We start from the raw sequence: 15,611 nt of genomic DNA, 5'->3' as shown, positions 1-15,611 counted from the left end.
GCGGCGTTTCCAGCGGGACCAGGCTTGGGGACGTGGCATCGTTCGTGGGCATCGCGCGATTTTCGCGCCGGCACCGGGCCGCGGCCCTGATTCGGATCAGCGCCCCGCGCCCACCAGCCCCGCCGCCGCATCCGCCGCAGCCGCCACCGCACTGCGCTCCCGCGCATCGCCGAGCCCAGCGCCGCCCGGCAGCTCCAGCACCAGCCGCTCGCCCGCCGGAATCGTCTGCAGCCCCTTCGCGCGCAGCAGCGTGCCGGACGTGAGCCGCACCACACCCACTGCGCCGTCGCCGCCGCCGGAACGCCCGCGCGCCGGCGTCGCCACGCGTTCGTACATCGCCAACACCTCGAAGGCCGCACCATCGCGTGTGCCGACCTCGACGGTCTGGCCCAGGCCGCCGCGGTAGCGGCCCGCGCCCCCGCTGTCGGGGCGCAGCTCCTTCTTCCAGATGACGATCGGGGCGCCGTGCTCGCTCACCTCCACCGGCATGGCGCGCACGCCGCTGGGGAAGGCGGTGGCGTCCAGGCCGTCCTGCCCCGGTCGGGCGCCGGCGCCGCCGCTGTTGAAGAACACGGTGTCGAAGGTGGCGGCGGCCGAGCCGGGCACGCGGCCGCGCAGCTGCACGCTCCACAGGCAGGACGAACCCTCGGCCGGCACGCGGTTCGGCAGCGCCTGGTCGAGACAGCCCAGCACCACGTCGGGCAGCATCTGGCCGATGACATGGCGGGCCGCCACCGGTGACGGGCGCAGCGCGTTGAGGATGCTGCCCTCGGGCGCATCCACCACGAAGGGCAGCAGCGCGCCGTGGTTGTTGGGCACCTCGGGCGAGATCACGCACTTGAGGCCGAACACCGTGTACGCGCGGCAATAGTTCAGCACCACGTTGATGCCCTGCGGCACCGCGCCATCGGTGCCGACGTAGTCGACCGACACCTGGTCTTCGGTGATGGTGAGCGTCGCGCGCAGGGTGATGGGCGCGTCGTAGCCGTCGATGGTGAGCTCGCTTTGCCACTGGCCGCGCGGCAGCGCCGCGATGCGCTCGCGCGTCGCGGCCAGCGACTGCGCCAGGATGTAGTCGCCCAGTGCGTCCAGGCTCAGCTGGCCGAACTCCGTGAGCATGGCCTTGAGCCGCCGCGCGCCGGTGTCGTTGCTGGCGATATACGACAGCACGTCGCCCTCCACCTGCAGCGGCGTGCGCACGTTCTGCTTGAGGATGGCGAGCAGGTCTTCGTTGATGCGACCGCCCGAGGCCAGCTTCATCAGCGGGATCTGCAAGCCTTCCTCGAAGATCGATCGCCCGTCGGGGCCCTGCCCCAGGCCGCCGATGTCGAGCTGGTGGCAGCAGCAGCCCAGCAGGCCGACCACGCGGCCGTCCATCACCACCGGGCTCACGACGGTGATGTCGTGCAGGTGGCCTGCCGTGAGCCACGGGTCGTTCGTGATGTAGTGGTCGCCCTCGGCCATCGTGTCAATGGGGAAGCGCGCGATGAAATGGCGCACGCCTTCGGCCATGGAGTTGACGTGGCCCGGCGTACCGGTCACGGCCTCGGCGATGAGCCGGCCCTGTGTGTCGAACACGGCCGCCGAGAGGTCGCCGGCGTCGCGCACTGTGGTCGAGAAGGCGGTGCGCATCAGCGCCTGCGCGGCCTCTTCGACCACGGAGATCAGGCGCGTCCACATCACCTGCAGGCGCAGGTCGCGCAGCGTGTCGTCCACGCCGGCCGTGCTTGTCGTTGAAGTCATCGTGAATGCTCCCATTTCAGTTTTGCAAGGCGCCGCGCGCCAGCCGCATCGGATGAAACCGGCGCGGCCGAGGCCAGGGCACCCGCGGAACTGGCTCTGCCAGGCCGCCGGGTGCGCCCCCTTGAGGGGGAGGCGGCGACACGCAGTGCGCCGCTTCGGGGGTGGGTTTCATTTCCGCCTCGTCATGACGATGTAGCCGTGCCCGTCGATGCGCGCATCGAAGGCTGGCGACACCACGGTGGTGGTCTCGTCCTCGACGATCAGCGCCGGGCCCGACAGCGTGTCGCCGGGGCGGAGTTCGGTGCGTCGGTACAGCGCGTGGCGACGGACTTGGCCCAGGCCCGGGTCGAGCACCTCGCGGTGCCCGTCGGGCTCGGCGTTGCGGCGCTGCGCGGGCTCGGGGATGCGCTCGACCGGCGGCTGCGCGGTGGCCACGGCCACGCGCCAGGTCAGGATCTCGATCGGCAGCTTCACGGCCAGGCCGCCGTAGTGCGCGCGGTAGGCCGTTTCGAAGGCGGCGGTCAGCAGCTCGGCATCGGCGACGGTGAGCGTGCGCGCGGGCACGTCGATCGCGATCTCGTAGCCCTGGCCGCGGTAGCGTGCGAAGGCGGTGCGGCGTTCACCGCGTGGCAACTCGGCATTGCCGTGGCGCACGATGACATGCGCTTCGTCCGTCATCGCATCGAGCAGCGTGTTGACCGCGCCGGCGTCGAAAGCATCGAGCCGCTGGTGCAGGCTGCGCGCGATTTCGTAGGCGATCGGTGCGCGCAGGAAGCCCACCGCCGAGCCCACGCCCGCGCTGCGCGGGATCACCACCTCGTCGATGCCCAGCTTCTCGGCCACACGCGCGGCATGCAGCGGCGCGCAGCCGCCAAAGGCCACCAGCGTGCGCGCGTCCAGCGTCAGGCCCAGCTCCACGGCATGCACACGCGCGGCGCTGGCCATGGCCTCGTCGACGATCTCGCTGATGCCGAGCGCGCGGGCTGGCGCATCGGCCTGGCGCAGGCCGGGCAATGCAAGCAATGCCGTCGCGCAGGCCTCGGCGTCGAGCCGCATCTTCCCGCCGGCGAAGGCATCGGCGGCAATGCGGCCGAGCGCCAGGTCGGCATCGGTCACAGTGGGGTCGGCACCGCCGCGGCCGTAGCAGGCCGGGCCGGGCTCCGACGCCGCGCTCTTGGGGCCGACGGCCAGGCGGCCGGCACCGTCGATGCGCGCGATGGAGCCGCCACCGGCGCCGATCTCCACCATCTCCACCACCGGGATGCGCAATGGCAGGCCGCTGCCCTTGCGGAAGCGGTGCACGCGCGCCACCTCGAACACCTGCGAGCTCTGCGGCAGGCCGTCGTCGATGTAGCAGAGCTTGGCGGTGGTGCCGCCGACGTCGAGCGCCAGCATGCGTGCGATGCCGCGCTCGGCCGCCACCGCGGCGGCGAACAGCGCGCCGCCCGCGGGGCCGGACTCGACCAGCCGCACCGGGAAGCGTGCCGCCGTCTCCACCGTCGTCAGGCCGCCGGAGGACAGCATCAGGAACAGCGGGCAACCGAAGCCCAGTGCGCGCAGCTTCTGGTCGAGGCGGCCGAGGTAGCTCGCGACGATCGGCTGCACATAGGCGTTGGCGGCGGTGGTTGAGAAGCGCTCGTACTCGCGCATCTCCGGCGACACCTCGCACGACAGCGAAATCGTCACGCCCGGCAGCGCCTCGCGCAGCAGCGCGGCGGCACGCTGCTCGTGCGCCGGGTTCACGTAGCTGTGCAGGAAAGCCACGGCCACGCTCTCCACGCCCTCGGCCGCGAAGAAGGCGGCGGCGGTGCGCACGCCGTCTTCGTCCAGCGGCAGCAGCGCGGCGCCGTCGGCGGCCATGCGCTCGCGCACCGGCACGCGCAGCCGGCGCGGCACCAGCGGCGGCGGCTTGTCCATGGCGATGTCGTACTGGTCGAAGCGGCTCTCGGTGCCCATCTCGAGCACGTCGCGAAAGCCCTCGGTCGTCAGCAGCGCGGTCTTGGCGCCGCGACGCTCGATCAGCGCATTGGTGGCGAGCGTGGTGCCGTGCACGACCAGGCCGACGTCGTCAGCACGCAGGCCAGCCTCCGCCAGCAAGAGCGCGATGCCGTCGAGCAACGCGCGCTCGGGCGCGTCGTAGGTCGTGAGCAGCTTGGTGGAATGGCGCCGCGTCGGCGTCTCCAGCACCACGTCGGTGAAGGTGCCGCCGATGTCGGCGCCGATGCGCGCCAGGCCTGCGCTCGTGGATGCCGATGTCACGTCGTGCCCCGCTTCACAGGAAGTCGCCCGGCGACTTTTCCAGCCGTGCGTAGAAGCGCTTGAGGTGCGTGCCGACATGCACCGGCTCGAAGCGCGCCACGCCGCCGTCGCGCGCCACCAGCTCGGGCAGCGGCGCGACCACGGTGTCCTGGTCGGGGTTGAGGAAGAACGGGATCGAGAAGCGCTCGACGCCGGCCTTGTTGCGCACGCGGTGGTAGTTGGAGACGAACTGCCCGTTCGACCACCACATCATCATGTCGCCGATGTTGATCGTGTAGGCGCCCGGCACCGGCGGCGCCGAGATCCAGGTGCCGTCGCGGCGCTTGACCTCGAGCCCGCCGATGCTGTCCTGCGCGAGGATGGTCAGCGGCCCTTCGTCGGTGTGCGACACGGTGTTCGACACCTCGACGTCCGAGCCGTCGGGAATCGGGATGTAGTACAGCAGGCTGAGCTGGCAGATCGGCAGGTCGAAGTAGCCGTCGAAACGGTCTTCGGGCAGGCCCAGGCCGATGGCGAAGGCGCGCAGCAGGTCGCGCGACAACGCCAGCATCGCCGCGTAGTGCGCCTGGCAGGCGGCGCGGAAGGCCGGCATGTCCTCGGGCCAGCGGTTGGGGCGGTTGAAGATCGGGTCGGGCTCGGCCTCGTCCGGGAAGTCCGCCTGGATGCGGTACTGCTCGAAGAGCCGGCTGTTGCGGTCGAGCGCGCCTTCGCGGCGCGGCATCGGGATCCAGCCGCGGTACCACTGCAGCGTGGCGGCCGAGGCGCGGCGCTCTTCCTCGGGCCGGTGGAAGAAGGCCTTCGATGCATCGAAGGTGTCGGCCAGCACCTGCGGCGGCACATCGTGGCCCTTCAGGTAGAAGAAGCCGATCCGCTCGCAGGCGTGGGCGATCTCGGCGGCCACGGCCTTCTTGCCGGCCTCGCCGCCGTGGCGGAAGGGCGAGAAGTCGATGATGGGAATCTCTGCGAGGTCCACCGTCCTGGCGACGATGCTGTCCTCGACGCCGGCAGTGCTGCGGCTCATGGAAGCGGGTCCTTTGCAAGTCTTTCGAACGCATGCCCGGCGCCGTGCAACGTCGTCGTGCACGCAGACGCCACGGATGGCAGGCAGGCCGTGACGGTAGCGCCAAGCCGCGCGCGCCGGGGTGCCTTTTGCGTCAGCACCGCTTGCGCAAACAGCTACGTGTGCTGGGCGTTTCCGGCGGCAAGATCACGGCCATGCCAAGCCATGTTGCGACGTCCGTCGATCGCTTCCGCGTCCCCCGCCTGGGGCGTCGCGGTGCGCTGGCCGCGCTCGGCGCCTTGCCGCTCGCGGGCCTGGGCGCCCTGTCCTTTCACGTGCTGGCGCCGGGCGGCGCCGCATCTTCCACACGAGGTCTCATGACGTTCGACCACCAGCTCGGCTGGGTCAAGGGCATCCAGTTCGGCGGCTACCTGGCCGCGCTCGACCGCGGCTATCTGGCGGAGGAAGGGCTGGACGTGAACTTCGTCGCCGGCGGCCCCGGCACCGACTACCGCACCCTGGTCGCCAGCGGTCGCGCGATGACCAGCGAAAGCAACGTCGCCGGCATGATCGACGGCCACCTGCACGGCCAGCCGCTCGTCGCCTTCGCCGCCGTGATGCAGCACGACCCCGGCGCCATCATGAGCCCGGTGGGCCGGCCGATCCGCTCGGTGCAGGACATGGTGGGCAAGACGCTGGGCGTGCCCAACAGCGTGCGCGCGCAGCTCATCCCGCTGATCCGGCGCGCCGGCATCGACCCGGCCAGCATCCGCCTGGTGCCGGTGGGCAGCGACCCGTCGCTGCTGGCCTCGGGCCAGGTCGACGGCTACTACAGCTGGTCGACGACGGCGGTGCCGGCCCTGCGCAAGATCGGCTTTGACCCGCACTGGATGCCGCTGTCGGACCTCGGCGTGCCCGGCTACGGCCAGGTGCTGATCGCGCGGCGCGACACGCTGGCCCAGCACCGCGATGCGCTGGTGCGCTACACGCGCGCGCTGATCCGCGGCTGGCGCTGGGTGGTCGACAACCCCCAGGAAGCGGCCGAGATGATCGTGCGCAAGTACGCGCCGCCCGGCACCGACGTGGCAGAGCAGCGCGGGCAGGCGGACATGATGCGCGACTACATCGTGGGCGGCGACGCGAAGAGGCACGGCCTGCTCTGGATCGACCCCGCCGTGTTCGAAAAGGCGGTGGCGCTCGGCCGCGAGGCGGGCAGCGTGCCGGCGGACGCCGAGGTCGACGTGTCGCGGCTGGTCACGCAGGACATCGTGAGAGCCGCGCTGAAATGACCGCTGCAAGCGCATCGATGGCCGGCCTCTCGGTCCAGCATGTCTCCAAGTCCTTCGCACTGGATGGCCAGGCCGTGCCCGCGCTCGCGGACGTCAGCCTCGACCTCGAGGCCGGCCAGTTCGGCGCGTTGATCGGCCCCTCGGGCTGCGGCAAGTCGACGCTGCTGCGCATGGTGGCCGATGTGTTCGCGCCCACGGCCGGGCACATCGCCGTCGACGGTGCGCCGCCGAAGCAGGCCCGGCGCGACCACCAGATCGGCTTCGTGTTCCAGGAAGCCACGCTGCTGCCCTGGCGCAGCGTGCTCGAAAACGTGCGCCTGCCGCTCGAGCTGCTGGGCAAGAGCGGCTACGTGCCGGCACGCACGCCCGAAGAGCTGGTGCGCCTCGTCGGCCTGTCGGGCTACGAGCACGCGCGGCCTTCGCAGCTCTCGGGCGGCATGCAGCAGCGCTGCGCCATCGCGCGGGCGCTGGTGGCCTCGCCCAAGATCCTGCTGCTCGACGAGCCCTTCGGTGCGCTCGACGAGGTGATGCGCTACCGCATGAACTTCGAGCTGCTGCGCATCCGCGCCGAGACGCAGACCACCGCGCTGATGGTCACGCACTCGATCGAGGAAGCGGTGCTGATGGCCGACCGCATCTTCGTCTTCGCGGCCAAGCCCGGCCGCATCGTCGAGACCATCGATGTCGAGATGCCGCGCCCGCGCCGTCTCGCGACCATGGACGACCCGCGTTTCAACGCCACCGTCGACCGCGTGCGCCGCGCGCTGTTCGACCAGTTGCCGCATGCGCTGGACCACGAGACTGCCGATGTCGAAGGCTAGCCGCCACGCCCGGCGTTGGCTGCTGCCGATGGCGGTGTTCGGCGCGCTGCTGGCCGCGGCCGAGGCCTGGGTGGCGCACGGCGGCGCGCCGATGACGATCCCGAAGCCCTCGGGCGTGCTGCGCCTGCTGTGGGCCGAACACGCGATGCTGCTGCAGCAGCTCGCCACCACGGTGCTGACCGCCGCCTACGGCTTCCTCATCGCGCTGATGCTGGCGCTGGGCATCGGCTTCGCGGTGTACGCGGCACCGCGCAGCGAAGGGCCGGTGCTCACCGCCGGTGCCGTGCTCAGCAGCATCCCGATGATCGCCATCGCGCCGATCCTCAGCGTGTGGCTGGGCCTCACGCTCGGCACGCGGGTGCTCATCACGGTGGTGATCTGCGTGTTCCCGATGCTGGTGTCGGTGGTGCAGGGGCTGCGCGAGAGCAAGGCCGGCGAGCAGGAGCTGTTCACCGTGCTGGCCGCATCGCGCTGGCAGCGCTTCCGCCTGCTGGCGCTGCCGAGCGCCGTGCCGCTGCTGTTCGTCGGCCTCAAGATCAGCGCGCCGCTGGCCGTGCTGGGCGCGCTGATCGGCGAATGGAACGGCGCCGAGAACGGCCTGGGGGTGGTGATGCTCAACGCGATGTTCGGCCTGCAGGTGCAGCGCCTGTGGGCCACCGTGCTGATCGCCTGCGCGGTGTCGTCGCTGGCTTACGTCTACATCTGCCTGCTGGAGCGCGTGGCGGGCTACGACCGCGCACCTGCGCCGGAGGCGGCATGAGCGCAGCGCCGGGCCGCCCCAAGCAAGCTTGCACCGCAGTGCAAGGCACGGAGGTGCTCCGATGACCGGTGCGCTCACGCTGACGGCACAGCGCCTCGCCGGCTACGCGGCGACCATCGCCGTCGTGGCGCTGCTGTGGCAGGCCGCGATCTGGGTCTTCGCCGTGCCGAACTACCTGCTGCCGAGCCCCGGTGCCGCGGCGCAGGCGATGGGCGAGAACGCCGGCACCATCGGCCACGCCGCCTGGCTCACGGTGCAGTCCACCGTCATCGGCATGGCGGTGGCCACGGTGGCGGCGCTGGTGCTGGCGCTGCTGTTCATGGCTTCGCCGACGCTCGACGCGGCGCTGATGCCGCTGATCGTCGTCGTGCGCACCGTGCCGATGATTGCCATCGCGCCGGTGCTGGTGCTCATCTTCGGGCGCGACCGATGGAACGGCGTCGGCATGGTCGCACTGCTGTCCTTCTTCCAGATCATGCTGGCGGCGCGCAAGGGCTTCGAGGCGCCGAGCCGCCACATGCTGGAGCTGATGCACTGCAGCGGCGCGGGCTTCTGGCAGACGGTCTTCAAGCTGCGCGTGCCCTGCGCCATGACGCATCTCTTCACGGGGCTGCGCATCGCGTCGGCCTCAGCCATCCTGTGCGCGATGTTCGCCGAATGGCTGTCGGGTGCACCGGGCCTCGGCAGCCTGATCCTCGACGCCTACTCGCGCCAGAACTTCGCGCTCATGTGGGCGGCCGTCGGCGCCGGCACGACGGTGTCCTATTTATTTTTCACTTTCACCATCGCGCTCGAGCGCGTCGTTCAGGACTGGAGCCGCTGACCGCGGCCCCTCGACATGACCCTCATGAACACACTGAAAGGCAAGGTGGTCTTCGCCACCGGCGCGACCAAGGGGCTGGGTGCCGAGCTGGCACTGGCGCTGGCGCGCGAAGGCGCGCACGTGGCGATCGTCGGACGTGACACGCAGTCCGGCAACGAGGTCGCCACCGCGGTGCGCGCCATCGGCAGCGAAGCCATCGTGCTGCAGGCCGACGTGACCGACAGCGATGCGCTCGATGCCGCCGCGCGCGCAGCCCACGCGAGCTTCGGCCGCATCGACCGGCTGCTGTGCACCGCCGGCGTCGGCAGCCCGCGCCAGCCGGTGTGGCAGAGCACCGCGGCCGACTACCACGCCTGCTTCGACATCAACGTTCTCGGCACGATGCTGGCGATGCGCGCGGTGATGCCGCTGCTGATCGCGCAGGGCGAAGGCCGTGTGGTGGTGATCGGCGGCACCTACGGCCACAAGGGCGTGGCCGATGCGGCCATCTACGCGGCGTCGAAATGGGCGGTGCGCGGGCTCGTGAAGTCGGCCGCGCTCGAAGGCGGGCCGCACAACGTCACCGTCAACACGGTGGCGCCGGGCGGCATCGCCGGGCCGCGGCTCAAGCGCCTGTTCGAAGCCTCGGCGCTGCGCGAAGGCCTGCCCTACGAAACCGTGCTGCGGCGCTTCACGTCCAAGTCCGCGCTCGGCCGGCTGGTGAGCGGCGACGACGTGGCCCATGCGGTGATCCACCTCTTCTCCGACGGCGGCCGCCTCATCACCGGCCAGGACATCGTGGTCGATGCCGGCACGCTGGTCTGAATCTCTTCCCTTCCTCAAGCCATGAACACACCCGCTTCCCACGCCAGCGCCTTCGCGCAAGACACGCAGATCGTCCACCTCGGCCGCGACCCCGATGCGTACCACGGCATCGTCAATCCGCCGGTCTATCACGCGTCCACCTTCATCTTCAATTCCGTCGCGCAGTTGCTGGAGACACGGCGCGACCGCGCCAGCGGCGCCTTCGAACAGTTCACCTACGGCCGCGAGGGCACGCCCACCACGCGCGCGCTGGAAGACGCGGTGACGCAACTCGAAGGCGGCTACCGCGCGGTCGTCACCTCCTGCGGGCTCGGCGCGATCTGCGCCGCGCTCACCGCCTTTCTCTCGACCGGCGACCACCTGCTGATCGTCGACAGCCTGTACGGCCCGGTGCGCCAGTTCTGCGACGAGTTCCTGAAGAAGTACGGGGTCGAGGTGACGTACTACGACCCGCTGATCGGTGCCGACATCGCGCACCTGGTCCAGCCGAACACCAAGGTCATCTACCTCGAGTCGCCCTGCTCGCTGACCTTCGAGATGACCGACGTGCCGGCGATCACCGCCGTGGCGAAGGCGCGCGGCATCAGGACCATCCTGGACAACACCTGGGCCTCGCCGCTGTGCTTCAAGCCGCTGGCGCACGGCGTCGACGTGTCGATCCATGCGGCCACCAAGTACATCTCGGGCCACTCCGACCTGATGCTGGGCATCGCGGTCTGCAACGAGGCCTCGTTCATCCCGGTCAAGAAGACGGCGTCCGGCTCGGGCTACTGCGGCGGCCCCGACGACGTCTACATGGCGCTGCGCGGCCTGCGCACGCTGGGCCTGCGCATTCCGCGCCACCAGGAAACGGCCACGACCATCGCGAAGTGGCTGCAGACGCGGCCGGAGGTCTCGCGCGTGATGTACCCGGCGCTGCCGGACGACCCCGGCCACGCGATCTGGAAGCGAGACTTCACCGGCGCCAGCGGGCTCTTCGGCGCGGTGCTCCAGCCCTGCAGCGACACGCAGTTTGCCGCCATGCTCGACCACCTCGAACTGTTCCGCATGGGCTATTCCTGGGGCGGCTACGAAAGCCTGGTGGTGCCGACCTACCCGGCCACGCTGCGCAGCGCGCGGCCCTGGCAGGAGAAGGGCCCGGCGCTGCGGCTGCACGCCGGCCTCGAAGACCCCGACGACCTGATCCGCGACCTGGAACGCGGCTTCGCACGACTCGCGGCCGCCGCCTGAAGGACCTCCACGCATGACGCCAGAGATCGACTACGCGAACGCGACGCACCCCTTCCTCGACGGCGCGCCCAAGCGCATGCTGATCGGCGGGCAGTGGGTGGCCGCGGCCTCCGGCAAGACCTTCGAGACGCGCAACCCGGCCACCGGCGACCTGCTGGCCGTGGTGCCCGAGGGCGATCGCGAGGACATCGACCGCGCCGTGGCTGCCGCGCGCGCTGCCTTCGAAGGACCGTGGCGGCGCATGAAGCCCGACGAGCGCGCGGCGCTGATGCATGCGCTGGCCGACGTGCTCGACGCGCACTACGACGAGCTGGCCTGGCTCGACACGCTGGACATGGGTTCGCCCATCCGCCACACGCGGGGCAGCCGGCGCCACCTGGTCGGGCTGATGCGCTACTTCGCCGGGCAGGCCACCGCCATCCATGGCCTGACGGCGGAGACCTCGCTCAACGGCGACATGTTCGCCGCCACGCTGAAGGAGCCGGTCGGGGTGGTGGGCGCCATCATTCCTTGGAACGGCCCGCTGTGGGCCACCGTCTTCAAGACCGCGCCGGTGCTGGCGACCGGCTGCACGCTGGTGCTCAAGCCTGCGGAAGACGCGCCGCTCACGCCGCTGCGCTTCGCCGAACTGGCGCTGCAGGCCGGCGTGCCGCCGGGCGTCATCAACGTGGTCACGGGCTTCGGCGCGGGCGCCGGTGCGGCGCTGGCCGAACACCCGGGCGTCGACAAGCTGTCGTTCACCGGTTCGGTCGGCACCGGCCAGCAGATCGTGCGCGCCTCGGCCGGCAACCTCAAGCGGCTGTCGCTGGAACTCGGCGGCAAGTCGCCGCACATCCTGTTCGACGATGCCGACGTGCAGCGCGCCGCGCAATCCGCGGCGATGGGCGTGTTCGCGAACGCCGGCCAGATCTGCAGCGCGGGCACACGCGTGTTCGTGCAGCGCGGCATCTACGACGAGGTGGTCGAGGCCATGGCGCGGGCCGGGGCCGCGCTGCGCGTGGGCGCCGGCACCGACCCGACGAGCGACATCGGACCGCTGGTGTCGCCACGCCAGATGGCGCGCGTGCTCGGCTATGTCGACAGCGCCCGCGACGAGGGCGCGCGGCTGGTGTCGGGCGGCGCGCGGCTCGACGGGCCCGCGCATGCACAAGGCAACTTCGTCGCGCCCACGGTGTTTGCCGACGTGCGCGACCCGATGCGCATCGCGCGCGAAGAGATCTTCGGCCCCGTGGCTTCGGTGATGCCCTACGACGACCTCGACGAGGTGGTGCGCCGCGCCAACGACTCGCCCTTCGGCCTGGGTGCCGGCGTGTGGACCCGCGACATCGGCCGCGCGCACGCCATGGCCAAGCGCCTGCAGTCGGGCTCGGTCTGGGTCAATTGCTACAACCAGATGGACCCGTCGATGCCCTTCGGCGGTGTGAAGCAGAGCGGCTACGGCCGCGAGTCGGGCGCGCAGCAGCTCGACGAGTACCTGAACGTGAAGGGCTTGTGGATCCAGCACGACTGACGCTGTCGTCCATCGGTTGAGCTGGTCATCGAGGCCGCGCAGCAATGCGCGGCCTTCTGCTTTGTGGGTCCGGCACTGGAGCACAGCAGCAGGCCGCCTGCCATTGGCGCGTTGCTTTTTCACCCGTGGGAACGCGTCGACGCGTTGCCATTTTGTCGAGGCCCATCTCGAAAAAGAGAACGCACGGCCTTTTGCGCACCCAGCACCCCTGAGGCGCTGCCACGTAGCGGTCCGTGCGTGATGCACCGACGAAAAAAGCAATTCTTCGACGAGGGCCTTCTCGATAAATTGACCTGGCCTTGCAACGTATCCCGCGCCACGCGCTTCGGCCCGCCGCACGGCGAGCCGCCACTTCAACGTTTTCAACCGTACCGGAAACCCACCCATGAAGACCGAATTCATCGCCACCGTCCTGGCCACGGCCGCGGCTGCGGCCTGTGCACAGACGGCCTTGCCGACCCCCACCGCGACACAGGAGAGGACCGACATCGGCCGCGTGAGCGCCACCGGTGCCACCAACGCGAATCCGGACGACACACCCTCGGCCACCGGCGTCACGCGCAAGGAGCTCAGCGGTGGGCTGATGGTCGACGAGAACGTGCCCAAGGCCAAGAGCTCGGTCACGCGCGACTTCATCCAGAAGCAGCAGCCGTCGGCCGACGTGTTCCAGCTGCTCAAGCTGTCGCCGGGGGCCAACGCGGCGCCGAGCGATGCGTGGGGCCTGAGCCCCGGCGTGATCTCGGTGCGCGGCTTCGATGGCGGGCAGATGGGCTTCAACTTCGAGGGCATGCCGATGAGCGTGGCCTCGAACTGGTCGGTGTTCCCCGGCCAGTACATCGACACCGAGAACACCGACGTGGTGACGCTGAACCAGGGCTCCGCCGACCTGGTCTCGCCCAACGTCACGGCCACCGGCGGCATCGTCGACATCTTCCTGCACACGCCGTCCAAGACCCGCGGCGGCCTGCTGACGACCTCGATCGGCACCGACAACGCACGCCGCATCTTCCTGCGCGGCGAGACCGGCGAGATCGGCGACAGCGGCTTCCGCGCCTTCGGCTCGATCTCGCAGATCGACGCCGACCACTTCCGCGGCCCGGGCGACGACCGCAAGCAGCATCTGGCCTTCGGCGCGGTGCAGGAATGGGGCGGCGGCAGCCGCACGCGCATCGCGCTGACCTACTCGAAGATCATGCGCGACGTGTACAAGAACCCGACGCTGGCGCAATGGAACGCCGATGGCGTCAAGGGCGCCAGCACCAACTACGACAGCACCTACACGCGCGGCAGCCTGAACTACTACAAGTCGCTGCAGAACCCGTGGGAGAACGTGCTGCTCTCGGCGCCAAGCGACCTGCGCGTGAACGACAAGCTCACCGTCAACGTGACGCCCTACCTCTTCTACGGCTACGGCGGCTCGGGCTCGGCCGGCACGCTGAACGAACGATCGGTGGCCTACGGCAACCGCGTGAGCGCAGTCGACCTGAACGGCAACGGAACGACCACCGACACCAACGTCTCGTTCTACAACCCGATCATCGAGAAGAACATCCGCACCGGCATCACGACCAAGGGCACCTACCAACTCGACAACCACACGCTGGTCGCCGGCGTGTGGGCCCAGCATTCGCGCGACCAGCTCTACCGGCCGTACAGCCTGCTCAACGCCGACGGCACGCCGGCCAGCGTGAGCGGCACCTCGTACAACATCCGCACCGCGAACGGCGACGTGGTGCAGCAATGGAACCAGGACACGCGCGACAACTTCTACGCGCTGTTCGCGGGCGACACCATCAGCCTGATGGGCGACCGGCTGGCGATCGACGTCGGCATCAAGAAGCTGTGGCTCAACCGCGAAGGCATCAACCGGGTGCCCAGCTCGGTGCCCGAGACCGAGGCCTCGAACAACCCCGTGCTGCCGACGGCCGCGATCCGCTACAAGCTCGACGACACGAGCTCGGTGTTCGCCACGGTCGCTCGCGGCTACCGCATCCTGCCGGCCGGCGCGCTCTACCCGCGCTACAACGCCACCACGGGTGCGACGACCACGCGCGAGAACCCCGGGCAGCCATCGGAAACCTCCAACTCGATCGAGGCCGGCTACCGCTACCAGGGCCCGGTCTACAGCCTGGCGAGCTCGGTGTTCGCCTACAAGTTCAACAACCGCCAGATCTCGGCGCAGGTGTGCGACCCGGGCTGCGTGGCGTCGCCGATCAACGGCGGCAAGCAGAGCGCCTACGGCATCGACTTCGAGGCCGGCATGCGCCCCTACAAGAACTTCCGCCCCTATGCGTCGCTGGAGCTGATGAAGACGCGCATCGACAGCAACATCCCGGTCTCGGGCGACTACCTGCCGACCACCGGCAAGGAAGCAGTGCGCGCACCGAAGATGCAGGCGGCGCTGGCGGTCGACTACGACAACGGCACCTTCTTCGGCAACCTGGGCATCAAGTACGTGGGCAAGCAGTACGCCACGCTCATGAACGACCAGCAGATCCCGTCGTACACCACGGTGGACGCCGCCGTCGGCTACCGCTTCGCCAGCAACCCGACCTATGGCTTCACCAAGCCCGAACTGCGCCTGAACCTGCTGAACCTGGGCAACCGCAAGTACCTGTCGGGCGTGAACAGCTCGACCACCAACGCGGTCGCCACGCGCGGCACCAACGGCACGCTCATCGCCGCTTCCCAGCCCACCTACGTGGTGGCCAACACCTTCGCCGCGATGCTGACCTTCTCGGTCGGCTTCTGAGGACTCACGCACCATGCAAATCAGCCAGGACTTCCTGCACGCCGCCACGATCAACCTGCTGTACGCGGGCATCGCCATTCTCACCTTCGTGATCCTGGAGCGGCTCGTGTACTACGTGCACCTGATGTCGCGGCGCACGCGCATCGCCAAGGCGATCGCCACGGCGATGGCGCGCGATGCGAGCCATCCGCTGCCCGAGCTCGCGCCGGGCCGCGACGTGCTGACGCTTTCCATGCAGGAGTACGTCGCCGTGCAGCGCAAGGGCGCGGTCACGCGCAGCCGCATCGAGGACCTGTCGGCCGCGCTCTTCCTGCGCGTGGACGGCAAGGTCAACCGCGGCCTGTGGATCCTCGACACCATCGTCACGGCGGCGCCGCTGCTCGGCCTCCTGGGCACGATCCTCGGGATCATGGACACCTTCCAGGCGCTGTCCGCCGGTGGCGTGTCCGACCCGTCGGCGGTCAGCCGCGGCATCGGCTCGGCGCTGTTCGCCACGGCGATCGGCATCGGCACCGCGCTGTACGGCCTGCTGGGCCACAACGTGCTGCACCGCCTGGGCGAATGCATCACGGAGGACTTCAAGGGCTTCCTGCTCGAAGCGACCGAGTGACCCGGAGCCC

General features: G+C 70.0%; 12 protein-coding genes. 9 read left to right on the top strand and 3 right to left on the bottom strand.

Annotation, left to right across the window (positions count from 1 at the left end):
* Nucleotides 1-96: 96 nt before the first annotated feature.
* The 3 genes from QTH86_RS17680 to QTH86_RS17670 form a co-directional block, all read right to left on the bottom strand.
* Complete coding sequence (locus QTH86_RS17680; RefSeq protein ID WP_286647505.1) at nt 97-1,743, bottom strand: hydantoinase B/oxoprolinase family protein; 1,647 nt, start codon at nt 1,741-1,743, stop codon at nt 97-99.
* A 168-nt stretch (nt 1,744-1,911) separates the two neighbouring features.
* The gene (locus QTH86_RS17675) at nt 1,912-4,002 is read right to left on the bottom strand and encodes a hydantoinase/oxoprolinase family protein (RefSeq protein ID WP_286647504.1); all 2,091 of its coding nucleotides are present in this window, start codon (nt 4,000-4,002) and stop codon (nt 1,912-1,914) included.
* A 13-nt stretch (nt 4,003-4,015) separates the two neighbouring features.
* The gene (locus QTH86_RS17670) at nt 4,016-5,023 is read right to left on the bottom strand and encodes an isopenicillin N synthase family dioxygenase (protein ID WP_286647503.1); all 1,008 of its coding nucleotides are present in this window, start codon (nt 5,021-5,023) and stop codon (nt 4,016-4,018) included.
* 194 nt (nt 5,024-5,217) lie between these two features.
* Here QTH86_RS17670 and QTH86_RS17665 point away from each other — a divergent pair, with 194 nt between their 5' ends.
* The 9 genes from QTH86_RS17665 (at nt 5,218) to QTH86_RS17625 (ending at nt 15,601) form a co-directional block, all read left to right on the top strand.
* Nucleotides 5,218-6,291, top strand: coding sequence for an ABC transporter substrate-binding protein (locus tag QTH86_RS17665; RefSeq protein WP_286647502.1), 1,074 nt, complete (start codon nt 5,218-5,220; stop codon nt 6,289-6,291).
* Nucleotides 6,288-7,112 carry an ABC transporter ATP-binding protein gene (locus QTH86_RS17660; protein ID WP_286647501.1) on the top strand — a complete coding sequence of 275 codons (825 nt, stop codon included), beginning with the start codon at nt 6,288-6,290 and terminating at the stop codon, nt 7,110-7,112. Before QTH86_RS17665 ends, QTH86_RS17660 begins: the two co-directional genes overlap by 4 nt.
* A complete protein-coding gene (locus QTH86_RS17655) occupies nt 7,099-7,872 on the top strand; it encodes an ABC transporter permease (RefSeq protein ID WP_286647500.1) in 774 nt (257 codons plus the stop codon). The genes QTH86_RS17660 and QTH86_RS17655 overlap by 14 nt, the downstream gene beginning before the upstream one ends.
* A 61-nt stretch (nt 7,873-7,933) precedes the next feature.
* Nucleotides 7,934-8,695: an ABC transporter permease gene (locus QTH86_RS17650; RefSeq protein WP_286647499.1), complete on the top strand. Its 762-nt coding sequence runs from the start codon at nt 7,934-7,936 to the stop codon at nt 8,693-8,695.
* Between the two features lie 24 nt (nt 8,696-8,719).
* Complete coding sequence (locus QTH86_RS17645) at nt 8,720-9,499, top strand: SDR family NAD(P)-dependent oxidoreductase (RefSeq protein ID WP_286647498.1); 780 nt, start codon at nt 8,720-8,722, stop codon at nt 9,497-9,499.
* Nucleotides 9,500-9,520: 21 nt separating this feature from the next.
* Nucleotides 9,521-10,729 carry a cystathionine beta-lyase gene (metC, locus tag QTH86_RS17640; RefSeq protein ID WP_286647497.1) on the top strand — a complete coding sequence of 403 codons (1,209 nt, stop codon included), beginning with the start codon at nt 9,521-9,523 and terminating at the stop codon, nt 10,727-10,729.
* Between the two features lie 13 nt (nt 10,730-10,742).
* Nucleotides 10,743-12,239 (top strand): aldehyde dehydrogenase family protein, encoded by a 1,497-nt coding sequence (locus QTH86_RS17635; RefSeq protein ID WP_286647496.1) that lies wholly within the window; start codon nt 10,743-10,745, stop codon nt 12,237-12,239.
* Between the two features lie 385 nt (nt 12,240-12,624).
* Complete coding sequence (locus QTH86_RS17630; protein ID WP_286647495.1) at nt 12,625-14,991, top strand: TonB-dependent receptor; 2,367 nt, start codon at nt 12,625-12,627, stop codon at nt 14,989-14,991.
* A 13-nt stretch (nt 14,992-15,004) separates the two neighbouring features.
* Nucleotides 15,005-15,601, top strand: coding sequence for a MotA/TolQ/ExbB proton channel family protein (locus tag QTH86_RS17625; RefSeq protein WP_286647494.1), 597 nt, complete (start codon nt 15,005-15,007; stop codon nt 15,599-15,601).
* The last annotated feature ends 10 nt before the right edge of the window (nt 15,602-15,611 follow it).

This window comes from Variovorax sp. J2L1-78, assembly GCF_030317205.1.
Classification (GTDB): Bacteria; Pseudomonadota; Gammaproteobacteria; order Burkholderiales; family Burkholderiaceae_C; genus Variovorax; species Variovorax arabinosiphilus.
Note: the sequence above shows the minus strand (reverse complement) of the source record. Positions and strands in the feature narration are given on the sequence as shown.